This is a genomic window from Lacinutrix chionoecetis, from assembly GCF_053604665.1.
Map to the genome: position 1 here is coordinate 40364 of NZ_JBSHNQ010000085.1, position 15673 is coordinate 56036.

The following is a 15673-nucleotide window of genomic DNA, read 5'->3' on the forward strand; positions in this document are numbered from 1 at the left end:
CTTTAAAAAGTATGAAGTAATATAATTTTGTAGAGTTATTAATCATCTATAAAACCCTCAAAATGAAAATAGTAGATTCACCACTTTTCGAGTGTGTTAAGGAAACTCATCATCTTTCTATTGGAGACTTTTACTTTTTAAAAAATGCCATTATTGCAGAAATTAGAGAGGGTGTCCACATAGATTTAGAATCTTCTCAAGAATTTTTTGAAATAGCTAATTCTTATTACAATAAACCTTTTGGATATGTTTCTAACAGGATTAATCAATTTTCCGTTTCTCCAATGGACTTTGCTAATTATAGCGTAGAAATAGAAAATATTATTTCTTTTTGTGCTGTTTTGTATGATAATCGCTTCGACCAAATGAATGTGCAAATAGAAAAACGATTTTCACACAAACCATTTCATATAGTTTATAAAATAGCTGATGCTATTTCTTGGACAAATAATAATATTGCTAATTTTAAATCGATTAGCGCATAATATTTTTACCCAAACTAAACTACTTATGATAGCTGTTAAATCATTAAACCTAACTAATGATTGACAGCTTTTTTTTTAATTTCAAATTACACAAACCCGTTTATTACACAATCACTAATACTTATTACAAACCACTTATTTTAAGCATTTTAAATACTTAATTTTGAAGTGTTAATTTAAATAAAATTATGCTAAAAATCAATGTGAACCAATCGCAATTAAGCAATAAAATTGTTGAAATTTATAAACACGATATCGGTGTTTTATATTTTTTAGATAATGTGGTAATCTCCGAAATCAATGAAGGCGAACATGTAGATATGGAGGCCGCCAATCACCTAACCGAAAGAATAAATTTGTTTTATAACGGTCGTGGTTTATTTGGTTATATCTCTAACAGAGTAAACGACTTTTCACTTTCTCCATTAGATTTTACTAATTTTCAAGTTTTTATGAAAAATATTAAATCGTATTGCGCGGTAACCTATTTAGATATTAACAGTAAAAACACCTCTTTAGAACGTCATTTTTGCACGTTACCCTATCAAGATTTTAGTTGCTTGGAAGAGGCTTATAGATGGTCAAAATCCATAGTTGAAAAAGAAATGACACAAATTAATAATTAATATATAGAATCCCTTCGAATTATTTGTAAGAAACCGCTTTTGCTATTAGTGTAGTGAAGCGGTTTTCTTTTTTTAGAGCTAATAAACTTTAAGGTGTTTACTGCATAGCAAATACAATTAATTTAACCTAATCCCGTCGGTTTCAATAGTTATTTGCTTTTGTTTGTACAAAGTCCCAATTGCTTTTTTAAAATTCTTCTTGCTCATTTCTAACGCCTCTTTAATTGCTTCTGGAGAAGACTTATCATGTAGTGGTAGATATCCTGAATTGTCTTCTAAAATTTTTAGAATTTTTTCAGCATTTGGCTCTATATTTCTATAACCTATTTGCCCTAAGGTAATATCCAATTTATTGCCAGGACGAATTTTTTTAACAATCCCTTTTAAACGGTCTCCAACACTTAGTTCTTGAAAAATATTATCCTTGTATATTAAGCCTGTATGTTGCTTGTTAACAATAACATTCATACCTATATCACTTGGATGAGAGACAATTAAATTGACCTCATCAAACTCTGAAACAGTTAGGTCTGTATTATCTAAAAACTGATTTGTTTTACTGGAAGCCACCAATCGTTCGGTTTTTTCATCCAAGTAACAGTGCACCAAATACCAGCCACCTTTTTTCATTGGAAATGCCTGTTCTTTAAATGGGCAAAATAATTCTTTTACCATGCCCCAATCCAGAAAGGCACCAACCGCATTCACTGCATTGCAACGTAAGACTGCAAAATCACCTTTAGTTATGTAGGGTTCATCCGTAACTGCTACTAAACGCTCCTCATTATCTAAATAGATAAAAACTTCTACATCGTCTCCAACTTTAAAAACATCTTCTACATAACGGTTTGGCAATAACACTTCATTACCATCTTCGTCTCCTAAAAACATACCTGGTTCGGTATCTCTAAGTATTTCTAATGTATTAAATTCTCCAATATTTATCATGTGACAAAAATAAGTTAAATGAATTGTATTTTTTAATTAGAGCCTTAATATTATTTTTAAAATAAGCGAAATATTAAAAAAGCGTTACAACTCATGTTATAACGCTTTTTTATTTGTTGTAAATCAATCCTATTTGTAAACAGATTCTTTTTTAAAGTGCTTTGCTAATAAATAATAAACAACAGCTCTGTATTTATTTTTGTTCGAACGACCATATTTCTCCATTACAGAATCGATTGCTTTATCTAAATCTGCACTATCTTTTAATCCTAATTTCTTGATTAAGAAATTATTTTTTACAGTATCCAACTCACTTTGGTCTGATCCTGAAACCGTTGCAGCATCTTTATTATAAATAGATGGTCCACAACCAATTGTAACTTTAGTTAAAAAATCCATATCCGGTTTGGTACCACATTTATCTTTTAAATCTGCAGCATATTTTGCAATTAGGTCATCTCTTTTACTCATAATTATAGTTTTAAGTTGTTTTTAAAATCACTTAAATATACAATATTTTTACACTAATAAATTAACTGGTTTCATAAATTCTAACTTCAATATCGATAAACGGAAAAATCTATCGGTTAATTACTTAATTGCATTAAAATACTCTAAGAGAATGGTATCATTAATTATACTTGGTGTAAACACCTCAAGTAATTTAGGACTGTTATCTTCCATATAAAATGTTTCTAAAGCTGTAGATAGTTCCTGTGCGTTTTTAGCTGCTTCATATTTAAACCCGTACATGTCGCACAATTGTTTGGCAGAGAGATTATGTTTGGTTTCAAAAAACTCATCGAAATTATCAGTGTTTTTATGTCCCGGCAAAATTCTAAAAATTCCTCCACCTCCATTGTTTACAACAAGCATTCTATAATTATTAGGAATATAATTGTTCCAAAGCGCATTGCTGTCGTAAATAAAACTTAAATCTCCAGTTATTAGTATAGTTTGTTTATTTGTCGCCAACGCTGCACCAATAGCTGTACTTGTACTACCATCTATGCCACTTGTACCTCTGTTGCAAAACACCTCTATACTATGGTTTAAATCAAAAAGCTGAGTATAACGAATTGCAGAGCTGTTACCAACTTGCAAATGAGAACCAACAGGAAGACTTTTTAAAAAATACTCGAACACTTTAAAATCGCAAAACGGAATGCTTTCCATATAGCGATCATGCCGCTTGCGCCTCCCTTTAAACTCATTCAACCAAAAGGTATTGTAATTACTTTGTAACCATTTGGTTTTACTCAAAAATTGAGAAAGAAACGTGTTTATAGGTAGCTTAAACACTTTGTTTAAGGCAAAATAAGTGTCGTTTGCAGTATTTAAACCCACGTGCCAATGATGTTTTGGTTTGTAGCTGCGTAAAAACTTCTTGACTTTTTTAGATACAACTAAACCTCCAAATGTTAATAAAATATCTGGTTGTAATTGCTCGAATTCCTCTGTATTTAAAGCTCCAATTAATTTATCAATTCCTGGAATAAAACGCTCATGATGCAGATTGGAAGTCGTTTCTGTTAATACTAACACACTTTCATCTTTTGCTAAAATATCAAGGTATTTTTGTTCTACAGTATTGGGTGTATTTACGCCTACTAAAACTAATTTGCGTTTACTTGAATTCCACGTATTAACAAAATCGTCAAAGTTTTCAATATTAATTTCCTTTTTAACTGGTGAAATTACTTTTGGAGACACGGATAATGTATTAACCATATCGTACAAAGGCTCGTTAAATGGTACGTTAATGTGTATTGGTCCTTTTTCTAATATCGAAATATTAATGGCTTTATTTAATTCCTCTTCATTGTACTGCTGAATGGATTGCTGTAAGCCAAGATACTTTTCAAGTTTGTTTTCTATGTTTTTAATTATGGGTAACTCCTCTTTTTCAAACTTGTTCTTTTCGTCTAAATCCTGTTTTAAATTGGCTGAATATAAAATATGATTCTCGAAAACATTTTCCTGATTAATGGTTTGCCCATCTCCAATACCCACTAAATATTTAGGTCTGTCTGCACTTAAAACCACCAGTGGTATATTGCTATAAAAGGCCTCTGCTATAGCTGGATAATAATTCAATAATGCGCTACCAGAAGTGCAAACCACCGCAACTGGCTGTTGTATTTGCTGCGCAATTCCCATAGCAAAAAAGGCTGCACAGCGCTCATCTACAATACTATAACACTTAAAAAAAGGATTGTGAGTAAACCCTATAGTTAAAGGCGCATTCCGGCTACCTGGAGATAATACAATATGCTGTATATTTTTAGCTTTGCAAAGCACTACAACGGTTTGTGCGAGTGGAATTTTTGGGTATTTCATGCAAACTTTCCATGACAATGGAAATCTTTTTAAAATTGAAAAAAAGTATTAATCAAAAATACGAAATAGACCATTTTAAACCGAATTAAAACAAGACCTTTTTCATGGTTTCACTTTTATTTACCGTTTCCTGCCATTCTTTTTCAGCATTAGAAGCTTTAGTTATACCACCACCAACATAAATAGTTGCACTAACATCTGTTAATTGCATGCAACGTAAATTAACAAACAAATTAGAAACCGTTTTTACAGCATTATAAGCGTTGTTTTCAACATTTCTACGGTTAGTATTTCGAGTGGTTGTTTCTTTAATATTTAGCTCTCCTAAAAAACCAGTGTAAAACTCACGGTTATAATTTTCATTTTTTAAAATGAATTGCTTCGCCACTTGTTTTGGCATGCCACAAACAGCTGGAGTTGGATGTAAAGCATCGATGACTGCTTTTAAATTTGATTTTAAAACACCTGAAACAGGCGTTCTTAAATGTAACAAATTACCGGCTTTAACAGATTTAAGATCACCAACTTTTAATTGTTCTGATAACGGATTTAAACTATCCACAATAAAATCGGTTACGTATTGCTGTTCTTCGGTTTCCTTACTGTTCCATTCTGGATTCTCCTCACCTTTATAGCTTTGTGTACCTGCCAGAGCCATAGTGGTAAACTGGTTTCCCGTTACAGTTAATAATGTTTCTGGTGTTGCGCCAAGCCATAGCCCTATTTTTGGGTGATACCAACAATATACAAATGCTGTACTGTACAGCGACAACAGTCGCTTAAAGAGTTGAATTGGATTGCTCTCTATGAGCCTAACGTTTTCTTGTCTTGAAATAACTACTTTTTTAAACAGCCCGTTTTCAATAGCTTCTGTAGCTTTTAAAACCAAGTTAATATGATTTGTCTTTTCTTCAACCAAATTATTATTCGAGGTCTCCATTGGAGCTTCGGATGGGTTATGTACAGTTTCAAGAGTAATAGTTTCAGTTTCTAATAAATGAGATTGGTTTGCCGGAATTAAAACGGTCTGTTTTTCAGTTTCAAAAGGTGCGAAAACAAAGCCACTTTCTGTAAGGTTTTCTGTTGTATAAACAGTATCATTATTTTGAAACAACCCTTTTAACACCTTAGCTTTAGGCTTCCTGTAAAGTACAAAAGGTAAAGCATCGTTAAAATGATTTTGAGCAATTTCAACAAAATTATTATCAGACATGTACTACTTTTTTCTTGGTAAAGAAATAGTGGATAATCTACAAATGGATACTAAATTATCGTCTTCGTCTGTTACGCGAATATCTAATAATTGTGTCGTTCTGCCCTTATGCAAAAAGCTTGCTTTAGCATAAACGAAGCCTTCTTTAACACTTTTTAAATGGTTGGCAGTTATCTCTAAACCGCGTACAAACATCTCATCGGTGTTTGTAAAAATATGCGAGGCAAAACTCCCAACGCTTTCTGCTAATGCAGCAGTAGCGCCTCCATGTAACACACCATCTGGCTGATGAACTCTTGGTGTTACAGGCATTCTGGCAACTAAGAAATCGTCTCCAAAATCTACCATTTCAATGTTTAAGGTTTCCATTAATGTGTTTTTGCTTGCTGCATTTGCTTGAGCAAGCATTTCGGTTTTAGATAAACTCATCTATTTACTGTATTTTTATGACTTCAAAAATACGAAACATAACACGCAATGCAATCTACCCAAAAGGAAATATTTTACACAACCAAAAAACCTTATTCTACTTTAAATAATGTAACAGAAAACACAAAAAATGTGTGGTTTGTATGCCATGGCATGGGCTATTTAAGCAAATACTTTATTCGTTATTTTAAGAATTTAAATCCAGACGAAAATTATATTATTGCTCCTCAGGCACCCAGTTTATATTACCAACACGGATTTAAACATGTTGGAGCAAGCTGGTTAACTAAAGAAAACACTTTAGAAGAAACCCAAAATATCATGACTTATTTTGATGCTATTTTTGCCGAAGAGCAAATTCCTAAAGATAAAAACCTGATTATTTTTGGCTATTCGCAAGGTGTTAGCGTTGCCACGCGTTATATTAAAAACCGACAATTACAATGCGCGCAATTGGTGTTGCATTCTGGTGGTTTACCAAAAGAATTAATTGCTGAAGATTTTGAGTTTTTAAAAGCTAAAGTGTCTTTGGTTTATGGCACTGAAGACGAGTATTTAAATGCCGAAAGAATTACTTACGAAACGAAACGTGCTCAGGAATTGTTTGGAAAAGAGGTAACCATTATGCCTTTTAATGGCAAGCATGTGGTGAATGTGGAAATTATTAATGGGTTGGTTTAGTTGTGGTTACTTTTTTAGAAAGTTCGTTTAACGTGATTGTGTATGGTTAGTTACGTGGTTAAGCAACTAAATTAGCAAACAAATACGAACCAGAGAAAATTCCGAAGGAATTTTCCAAATAAGCACTTGCCAAAGCAATTAATTATACACGGTGTTGTGCCCAGTTATTTTAAACGATAGACTGTCTTATTTTTTTCTCCTATTTTTTCAAATAAATCCAATTCAGTTCCTTTCTTTAAATCTCTACTCGCAGTTGCTGAAGAAATGTCTTTAAAAATATCCATATAATCTTTTCTTGTAAATTCAGTTTTATTTAATGAAACATAATATTCTAATCTATCTTTTTCAGTTAAAGTTCGATTATTAAAATCTAATAATTGACTTATTGAAATGTCAATTACGCTGAGCATATATTCAATAAACTTAGTTGACTTTCCATATTTATCACTTTCAGCTAAGGCTTTGTAATATTTTTCTTGGTCGTTACTAATTAGAGTTTCAAAAGGCAAAAATTCAAATATTGGATATTTTTCCATTAGAATTAAAGTTTGCCATAATCTTCCCATTCGGCCATTTCCATCTAAAAATGGATGTATAAATTCCATTTCGTAATGAAAAACACAACTTTTAATTAATTCAATTTCATCAGATTTTTTTAAGTATTCAAAAAGATCCTTCATTAAGTATGGCACATTTCCAAAAGGTGGTGCTAAATGCTCAACATTTGAGCCTTTTACAATTCCGACACTTTGATTTCTATATTTTCCAGAATTTTCAATTAGACCTTCCATTAAGTTTTGATGTGCTTTTAAAAAGGATTTTTCATTAGAAGGTTTGTAATCTTCTAAATTTTCATAGATTTTGATTGCATTTAAAACTTCAAGAACATCTTTTTTAGGACCAACAACTCTTTTCTTTTCAAGAAGTGCTGTTATTTGTTCCTCTGTAAGTGTGTTTCCTTCTATTTTTAAAGAAGAATGAATAGTTTTGATTCTATTCTGTTTTCTCAATTTCGGTGAAGGTCGGTTTAATAAATTCGCATTTACTTCTCCTATTTTCTCTGAGATAGAGGTTATTAATTTTAAAATAGAAGAGGTTATTTCGTAAGGTGGTTTCATTTGTTGATACTATCATTTGATACTATCAAAAATACAATCATTTAACCAGAATTATGTTATGAAACGGATTTTTTTAATTGGACCTAACGGTTTTGTGTATGGTTAGTTGCGTGTTTCAGCAACTAATTTAATTAAAAAGGCTGAATTTCCGATAGGGAATTCAGTAGTTATTGAGTTTGAACGTCTTAAGTTTACAATTCATTAAATTAGAATATAAACAAGAAAAGACAAAAGTTCGTTTAATGCTCGCTGATATGACGTCGTTTTTTAATGACTTATATCAGACGTTAAACGAAGTTCGACTATTTTTTTGAGAAAGTCAAGTCTTAATTACAATCAAAACATTGCAATAATTCCTTTGGCAAGTCTAATTTTTCTGACCCTTTAAGGGCTTTTGTTACTAAGCCTTTATTGTCAATTTCTTTTTTAAGTTCCTTAGCATACATTATTAAATCTGCTCTTCTGGCTTTTATTTTTTCCATAATGTCGTTGCCATCTAATTTTCTAATGTCTTCTGGCCAAACGCTTAATGCATCATTTAACACCTCATCGCTTAATAGCTTCTGTAGTTTTTCAGCTTCAGCTATAAATAATTTCTCGTCTGTATTAATTAAAAAATAACTATCGAAAGGATATACAAGGCCTGGCATAAAATCGATATCTTTTTCAAAAGATTGCAATTCTGGAACGGTGTGTCTGTTAGATAAAATAGAAGGTATTATGCCTTCAGTATTAAAAAAAGCATTATCACGATCGCCTGCTAACGGAATGGCTGTGTAATTGTTACCGTCCTTTTGCAGTACCCAACCGTACTGTTTTGCGTGCCTGTCCCAATCACCAATTAAAAGATCGAATAAGCGCACACGTATAAGCATGGGTTTGTCTATATGTACGTTGTTTTCGGGTTTTAATTTTAGTTTCTGTAAATCGTCTGTATCAATAATTTCTTTTACGCCACTGTATTTTGTCCAGTTTTTATGGCTATCGGTTTCATACTCTAACAGAAACAAGCGGTTTCCAAATTCGGCATTATACTCTTTAAGAATTTTTTGCTTGGGTACAAACACCACTTTTGGATTGGTGCTTAATATGTTGGCAGCCTTAGCAAGTTTAGAAGCCAAAACTGCACCATAAGGGTGTTGTGCCGAAATACCATCGACCACGATATTTTCTAACCCTAAAGTACGCGCAAACTCAGGTATAAGCGCCTGCGGATCTTTGTTAATAGACCTAAGTGTATATTCTATACCCTTAGGAGAGGATAACTTTAACGAATGCGTTTGTTTGCCGCCTCCTTTTTTTATTATCTCCATACCACCTTTAAGAGAATCTAAATAAACAACAGGTACTTTAATTGGTGTTTCCCATGCTTTACGGTATTGTTCGCCTTGCATGATGCGTTTTATCTCATCGGCTTTATATAATGTACTGGCAGTAATGAGTACGGAATCGACATTTTTAAAATTAAAAGTCTCAATATTATCGATATTTACAAGTTTTGCGGTATCGAATTCTTTATCTGTACTGGATAGCGACCAATAAAGTAATAGTATAAATACTACTAAAAAAAGTATAAAAAGCATTCCTATTTTTTTCATTGTCGCCTTAAAATTTAAAAGTAAAAATAAAGACTAAATATGAGAAAAGGTTGTTCTTTTTAAATAGTTTTTAACTTATTCAGCATTAAAAATTTACATTTGCAAAAATTATCATTACCAATGCGAAAAAAATCTATTTTAAATCTATTATTGGCCTTTTCTTTTACGCTGTTGTCTTACGCACAGGTAGCAACAAGTGCAGTTCCGGATTGGATTAATACTATAGATTATAGCTTAACGCCTGCTATTGATGCAGACGATATTACTCAAGGCACCACTGTTCTACTCTACGACTATCAGGCAGATATCCCGAAAGAGAAAGTGTATGCTAAATTTGTAACAAAGATTACCGATAATGTTGGTGTCCAGGAAGCTTCTACCATTAGTGTGGATTACGACCCTACTTATCAAAGTTTAGAATTTCATGAAATTTATATTGTAAGAGGTGATGAAACGATAGATAAATTACAACCAAAAAACTTTCAGGTTTTAAGGCGTGAAACAAATGCCGAAAACAATTTATACGATGGCTCAATGACTGCTGTTCTTCATCTTTCGGATGTTAGAGCAGACGATATTGTAGTTTATAGTTATACGGTTTCTGGATTTAACCCTATTCATAAAGGAAAGTTTTCTCATTCCTATTATTTCACTAACTACGAACCTGTTGGGCAAATTAGTGTAACACTGTTTTCTAATGGACCACTAAATTACAAAGCTTTTAATACCAGCCTTGAACCAGAAATTAGCACTCAAAATGGTTTAACCACTTATTTCTGGAATAATAAAAACACAAAAAAAATTGTTTATGAGGACAATTCACCAGCATGGAAATTAGATGCTGAAACTGTTTTTGTTAGTGATTACAATAGTTGGGCAGAGGTTGTAAATTGGGGAATTGATACTTATACTTTATCTGAAAAACCTAATAAAGCCTTACAAAGCAAGATTAAAAACATTGAAGAAGAAAACGCCACAGAAGGTGAAAAAATTAAAGCTACTTTAGATTTTGTACAAAACGATATCAGGTATTTGGGTTTAGAAGATGGTATTGGTGCTTATAAACCGTTTACACCTAATAAAGTGTTTGAGCAACGTTTTGGCGATTGTAAAGACAAAAGTTTAATGATGACGACCATGCTAAACGAAATGGGTATTGAAGCCTACCCAATGTTAGTAAACACATCGCTTAAACATACCATTACCGAAATTTTACCATCACCAATTTTCTTCGATCATTGTGTGGTTAAAGTTATTGCAATGGATGAAAGAGAATTATGGTACGACCCAACAATTACTAATCAAGGTGGCACGTATGAAAAAGTGTATTTTCCAAACTATAAGTATGGTTTAGTTTTAAAACCAAACAACACAGCTTTCGACACCATATATAATGGAGCAGACAATAAAGTTGAAGTTCTGGACGAATATATCCTCGAGGCTGTTGGTAAAGGCGCTACGTTAAAGGTGAAATCTGTTTATCATGAAAATGAAGCCGATGGCATGCGTAATTATTTTAAAAACAACAGTATTAATGCTATTGCCAAGGAATACGAAAAATTTTATTCTAATTACTACTTCGATATTGAAGCGACTAAAAATCCTGAAATCACCGATAATTTAAAAGACAATACGTTTACTGTTATCGAAGAATATAAAATTGATAGCCTTTGGAGCCCAATGGAAGATAAAAAAGGCTACATCGCTGCCTATTTTGCTCCAACTACACTACAAAGTTTGCTTTATGTTCCTAATAAAACTGAACGTCATGCAGAAATCGACATGTATTATCCAGCCGTTAAAGAACATAAAATAAAAGTGCATTTACCAGAATCTTGGGCTATAGAGAAGGATGATCAAGTTATAAGCTCTGATGCTTTTTATTATTCAGACGAAGTTAAATACAACGATCGTACAAAAGTTCTGGATATTAGTTACTACTTGAAATTTCAAAAAGACTATTTAGAAAGTAAAGATTTAAGCACTTATATTAAAGACGCTAATAAGGTTAACAGCTCTTTGGGTTACACTATTTTTATTCCTAAAAATGTAGCGAATCTCGATGGTTTTAATGATATGGATAACTTAACAGATAATCTGGGTTCATTTTTTAAAACCATTATTTATGCTGCGTTAATAGTATGCGCTTTGTTTGCGCTTATTTACTTTTTGTTCTATCGTGTTAGGCGCGAGTAATCCTTATTTTATCTCCACAATACCGCAGTATTGCTTGGTGAATAATAATATTCAAACTCTATAACTTCTCCAGTATCTAAGGTATCTCTTCCTATTAAATAATAGGTTCTGTCTACATGAATACTGTAATAGGTTTTTGCTGCGTGAAAGGTAATTTTGTCGCCAGGCTCATAAATTTTTACCGACTTTACATCGTCCTCATTATAATAAGATGCTTCGTTAACAACTAAAGCATAGTTGCTAAATCTCAAGTTGTTTTTATTCCATCTAATGGTACTCACCCTTTTAACTTCTTGCGGAATATTTAAAACCTTAGCAAAAGGCATTTTAGTTGAAATATCCTTTTTCGATTCATATAATATTGAAAAAATAACGAAGCCAAAAAGTAATAGAAAACCTATGGCAATTGCTAATAATACTCTTAGTACAATTTTATTAGATATTGCCATTACATGCTATTAGTATTATTTAATAATTGAAACTATTGATGGATACTTGACCGTTGTTTTTCTTTTATTGGTAACTATTGCCAGACTAACTGGTACAATTATATTGGTAAGATACAGCGCAAAAAACACATATGCTATCCATTTATAACCTGAAATGTGGGTGATTTTAACATACAGATAAAAAATTAAACACGCATAAGTTAATACTGTCCATACTATTTGATAATTTAGAACATTTGCACCAAGACTGTTTAGACCATTTATTTTATCTTTTTTAGAAAAGAATAAGATTAGAGGAAGAATAATATTTCCTAATGGGATAATAATAAAAGAAAGTACAGATAAATGAAAAAGCACTAAGTAGTTTACATTGTCTTGTTTGCCATAATCAAAAATATCTTCTGTGGTAATATCTAAAGCGGTGCATATTAAATTTAAAGTGGTGCCACGAGGTTCGCTTTTATTATTTTCAATACGCTGTATTGTTCTTAAATTAACTTTAGAATATTCCGCTAATTCTTCCTGAGAATATCCTTTTCTTTTTCTTATGTCTTTAATTTTGTTTCCAATAGTTTTCATAATAGGGTTTTTAATTTTAGTTTGAAACAAAACTATAAATAACCACAGCTTTTGGTAACGGTTAGTTTACGACATTTATACGACATTCCTGCCCAAGTCAATAAAACAGTACTTTTAAATACAATAACTTAACAATAAGATTTTAGTTTACAAGGTTAGCAATAATATCCTTAACCGGTAATATAGCTTTTGTATGCTCAATACTTGGTCCAGCAACCCAGACAGTTTTATAAGTAGCTCCTTTAGCGGCCTTTTCTGTGGCTCTCATACCTATTGAAAAACGAATCATTTTTACCCACTTTTTCAATTTCTTATTTTTATTTAAAACCGATTCAATCCACGATTCTTTAGTACCTATTTTTTGAACATAAGGTGTATTAATCACTGTACATGGTGTACCAGAAATACGTTGTGTCATCACAATATCATCCGCTCCATAATCTACGCAAGCTTGCTTGTAGTCGTCTGTAACACCTGCTTCTATCGATGCTATAAACGGACTACCAACACTTACGCCTTCGGCTCCATAACTAATCATTTTATCGATGTCTGCCTTACAACCCACTCCACCTGCAGAAATTACTGGAATCGTTAATTTCTCACTTAACAAATTGGTTAAATCCTTTGGCGACAAATTACCTCTGTGTCCTCCAGCTTCACTATTAACAGCAATGGCAGCATCTGCACCTAACTGCTGTACTTTTTCGGCGAAACGTAAATCGGTTACATCGCAAAATACTTTAATACCAACTTTGTGTGCTTGCTTTATAGTTTCTTCTGGGCTTCCTAAGGATGTGATAATAAAATCGCAGCCTTCTTCGCAAATCACTTCTAACTGTCCTTTGTATTTTGGATTAGATTTATTTACAATTAAATTAAACCCAAAAGAACCACCTTCCACTTTATTCGCTTTTAATGCTTTGAGTGCTGCACGCAACTCATCTAAAGTTCTATAATTAAGTGCAGGAATACAACCTGCAATGCCACCTTTCATCGCCTCGGTAACCATGGCTACGTTAGAGACCAAAAACATTGGTGCTTGAATAATTGGGTACTTTATGTTTAGAAGTTGTGTGAGTTTGGTTTGCATAGCTATTTTTAACGAAGGTTTGAATTATTTGTAATTAAATTAAAAATTTCTGCTTTTAAAAAGCAATAACAAAGATAAGGAATATTTATTATGCATGCATAGTTTTTATGAATAAGAAGTATTTGAAACACTATTACATACTTCCACTATAAAACTAAGACTGAAGACTGGAAGCTGAAAACTGAAGACTATTCCAAATCCTCAAATGTCATTTTTACTAATTGCAAAACTTTCTGAAACTGTTCTTCTAAGGATAAATCGCTATTATCTATTTCAATAGCATCGTCTGCTTTGCGCAAAGGAGAATCTTCTCTGTTAGAATCTATATAATCACGTTCCTGTACGTTTTTAAGTACCGCTTGGTAATCGACGTCGTCTCCTCTTTCTATTAATTCGTCGTAGCGTCTCTTGGCTCTTTTTTCAGCAGACGCAATCATAAACAATTTTAGTTCTGCGTATGGAAATACTACGGTGCCAATATCTCTGCCATCCATTACCACGCCTTTGTCTTTTCCCATTTGTTGCTGTTGTTTTACCAACTGGTATCGCACTTCTGGAATGGCTGCAACTTTACTTACATAACTTGAAACTTCTAAGGTTCTTATTTCTTTTTCAACATTTTTACCGTTTAAATAGACTTCTGCGAAACCTAAATCCGGATTAAATTTAAAAGAGATGGAAATGTCACCCAACTTTTCTACCAGACCATTAACATTAAAATGGTCTTTACTAATAAAACCCTGTTGCATAGTAAACAGCGTTACTGCGCGATACATGGCGCCAGAGTCTACATAAATGTAACCTAAATGTTTAGCCAGCTGCTTGGCAACTGTGCTTTTTCCTGTAGATGAAAACCCGTCTATGGCTATGGTTATGTTTTGCATACTATAATTTGAAATGCAAAAATAAGATTATTAAATTGAAAATGATGAATTGCGTTTTTGGAAGTTTTTTAAAATTTATACTTCTGAACCATGTGGTGCAAACTTTGAGGAGGTAAACGCATAATCATCAATAATTGAAAACAAAATAGCAGATTTATTTTTTGTTTTTAATTAGCGACTTTTATTTGATGAATAAGTTCAATTACGTGTGGTATGATAAGGTCTACATTTTTAAATGAAATCTCATGTCCTTTATCTGGAATTGAAATAACGTCTATATTCTGGAAATTGTTTTTGCTGAAATACACGTTTTCATAGGGTACAATCTTGTCGTTTTCTCCATGAATATGTAAAACTGGAATTGTAAGTTTTTTCCAATCCGTTTCAATTAAGGACAGTTCTTTTGCGTGGATTTTCTTTTCGTCTCCTGCCACCCGATATGCAGTTGGCACCAGCCACCTCGTTAATTTCCATTGGGTAAACCGAGATACCCAAAAATCTTTTTCAATGCTTGGGTCTATTGCTGGTGAAATCATGACTACAGCTTTAACATTTGCGTTTAAAAATCCTACCCTCGCTGCAATAGGACCACCATACGATGAGCCAATGGCAATTATATTGTCTAAGCCTTTTGCTTTAAGAATGGCACTAAATATTTTAGCTTGTCCATCTATAGTTGCCATTTCTTTTCCAAAATTTGTGTAACCATAACCTGGCCTATCTATAGCATACATATTTGCCATTGCAATAAGTGACGTATCCTTTAGATAGCCTTCCCAAGTGGAAAGCGAACTTGGTGCTCCGTGAATAAAAACTAAATTAATAATTTTTGTATCAGACTTAATTTCTTGAATACGAACATTCAAGTCAAGGCTATCCACTTTAACATAGGAAATTTTACTATCAATTTTTAAATCCTTAAAATTTTCTTGAATTTCCTTATCAGATTTCCGCCATTGCAACACAGTACAAGAAGAACTTGAAACTAAAACAAAAATTAGGCTTAAAAGGAAACAGGCTTTTTTCATAATGTTGCC

The 15673-nt window shown here is 32.5% G+C and carries 16 protein-coding genes; 4 read left to right on the plus strand and 12 right to left on the minus strand.

Annotation, left to right across the window (positions count from 1 at the left end; genetic code table 11):
* Positions 1 to 62: 62 nt before the first annotated feature.
* Entirely contained in the window at positions 63 to 485 is a 423-nt protein-coding gene (locus tag ACVC43_RS11530; protein ID WP_452224677.1) for a hypothetical protein, read from the plus strand.
* Between the two features lie 188 nt (positions 486 to 673).
* Positions 674 to 1111 (plus strand): hypothetical protein, encoded by a 438-nt coding sequence (locus ACVC43_RS11535; protein WP_452224678.1) that lies wholly within the window; start codon positions 674 to 676, stop codon positions 1109 to 1111.
* 117 nt (positions 1112 to 1228) lie between these two features.
* Here the strand turns inward: ACVC43_RS11535 and ACVC43_RS11540 are convergent, their stop codons facing one another.
* From ACVC43_RS11540 to ACVC43_RS11560, 5 genes are all read right to left on the minus strand, one after another.
* On the minus strand, positions 1229 to 2059 hold the full coding sequence (locus ACVC43_RS11540) for a CvfB family protein (RefSeq protein WP_452224679.1): 831 nt from the start codon (positions 2057 to 2059) through the stop codon (positions 1229 to 1231).
* Positions 2060 to 2188: 129 nt separating this feature from the next.
* Positions 2189 to 2530, minus strand: coding sequence for a DUF2853 family protein (locus tag ACVC43_RS11545; RefSeq protein WP_452224680.1), 342 nt, complete (start codon positions 2528 to 2530; stop codon positions 2189 to 2191).
* 120 nt (positions 2531 to 2650) lie between these two features.
* On the minus strand, positions 2651 to 4399 hold the full coding sequence (gene menD, locus ACVC43_RS11550; protein WP_452224681.1) for a 2-succinyl-5-enolpyruvyl-6-hydroxy-3-cyclohexene-1-carboxylic-acid synthase: 1749 nt from the start codon (positions 4397 to 4399) through the stop codon (positions 2651 to 2653).
* Positions 4400 to 4484: 85 nt separating this feature from the next.
* The gene (locus tag ACVC43_RS11555) at positions 4485 to 5612 is read right to left on the minus strand and encodes a chorismate-binding protein (protein ID WP_452224682.1); all 1128 of its coding nucleotides are present in this window, start codon (positions 5610 to 5612) and stop codon (positions 4485 to 4487) included.
* A 3-nt stretch (positions 5613 to 5615) separates the two neighbouring features.
* Entirely contained in the window at positions 5616 to 6041 is a 426-nt protein-coding gene (locus ACVC43_RS11560) for a PaaI family thioesterase (RefSeq protein WP_452224683.1), read from the minus strand.
* Between the two features lie 48 nt (positions 6042 to 6089).
* Between ACVC43_RS11560 and ACVC43_RS11565 the strand changes: the two genes are divergently transcribed.
* A complete protein-coding gene (locus ACVC43_RS11565; protein WP_452224684.1) occupies positions 6090 to 6722 on the plus strand; it encodes an alpha/beta hydrolase in 633 nt (210 codons plus the stop codon).
* A 164-nt stretch (positions 6723 to 6886) separates the two neighbouring features.
* Here the strand turns inward: ACVC43_RS11565 and ACVC43_RS11570 are convergent, their stop codons facing one another.
* Complete coding sequence (locus ACVC43_RS11570) at positions 6887 to 7840, minus strand: Fic family protein (RefSeq protein ID WP_452224685.1); 954 nt, start codon at positions 7838 to 7840, stop codon at positions 6887 to 6889.
* A 326-nt stretch (positions 7841 to 8166) separates the two neighbouring features.
* Positions 8167 to 9438, minus strand: coding sequence for a hypothetical protein (locus tag ACVC43_RS11575; RefSeq protein WP_452224686.1), 1272 nt, complete (start codon positions 9436 to 9438; stop codon positions 8167 to 8169).
* Positions 9439 to 9537: 99 nt separating this feature from the next.
* Here ACVC43_RS11575 and ACVC43_RS11580 point away from each other — a divergent pair, with 99 nt between their 5' ends.
* On the plus strand, positions 9538 to 11634 hold the full coding sequence (locus ACVC43_RS11580; protein ID WP_452224687.1) for a DUF3857 domain-containing protein: 2097 nt from the start codon (positions 9538 to 9540) through the stop codon (positions 11632 to 11634).
* A gap of 8 nt (positions 11635 to 11642) precedes the next feature.
* On the opposite strand, the gene ACVC43_RS11585 is transcribed toward ACVC43_RS11580, so the two are convergent.
* From ACVC43_RS11585 to ACVC43_RS11605, 5 genes are all read right to left on the minus strand, one after another.
* Positions 11643 to 12083 (minus strand): hypothetical protein, encoded by a 441-nt coding sequence (locus ACVC43_RS11585; RefSeq protein ID WP_452224688.1) that lies wholly within the window; start codon positions 12081 to 12083, stop codon positions 11643 to 11645.
* A 15-nt stretch (positions 12084 to 12098) separates the two neighbouring features.
* Entirely contained in the window at positions 12099 to 12662 is a 564-nt protein-coding gene (locus ACVC43_RS11590) for a DUF4870 domain-containing protein (RefSeq protein ID WP_452224689.1), read from the minus strand.
* A 142-nt stretch (positions 12663 to 12804) separates the two neighbouring features.
* Positions 12805 to 13752 (minus strand): NAD(P)H-dependent flavin oxidoreductase, encoded by a 948-nt coding sequence (locus ACVC43_RS11595; RefSeq protein ID WP_452224690.1) that lies wholly within the window; start codon positions 13750 to 13752, stop codon positions 12805 to 12807.
* A gap of 188 nt (positions 13753 to 13940) precedes the next feature.
* Positions 13941 to 14636: a (d)CMP kinase gene (gene cmk / locus ACVC43_RS11600; RefSeq protein WP_452224691.1), complete on the minus strand. Its 696-nt coding sequence runs from the start codon at positions 14634 to 14636 to the stop codon at positions 13941 to 13943.
* Positions 14637 to 14803: 167 nt separating this feature from the next.
* Positions 14804 to 15664, minus strand: a complete 861-nt coding sequence (locus tag ACVC43_RS11605) for an alpha/beta fold hydrolase (RefSeq protein ID WP_452224692.1) — start codon at positions 15662 to 15664, stop codon at positions 14804 to 14806.
* Positions 15665 to 15673: the final 9 nt, after the last annotated feature.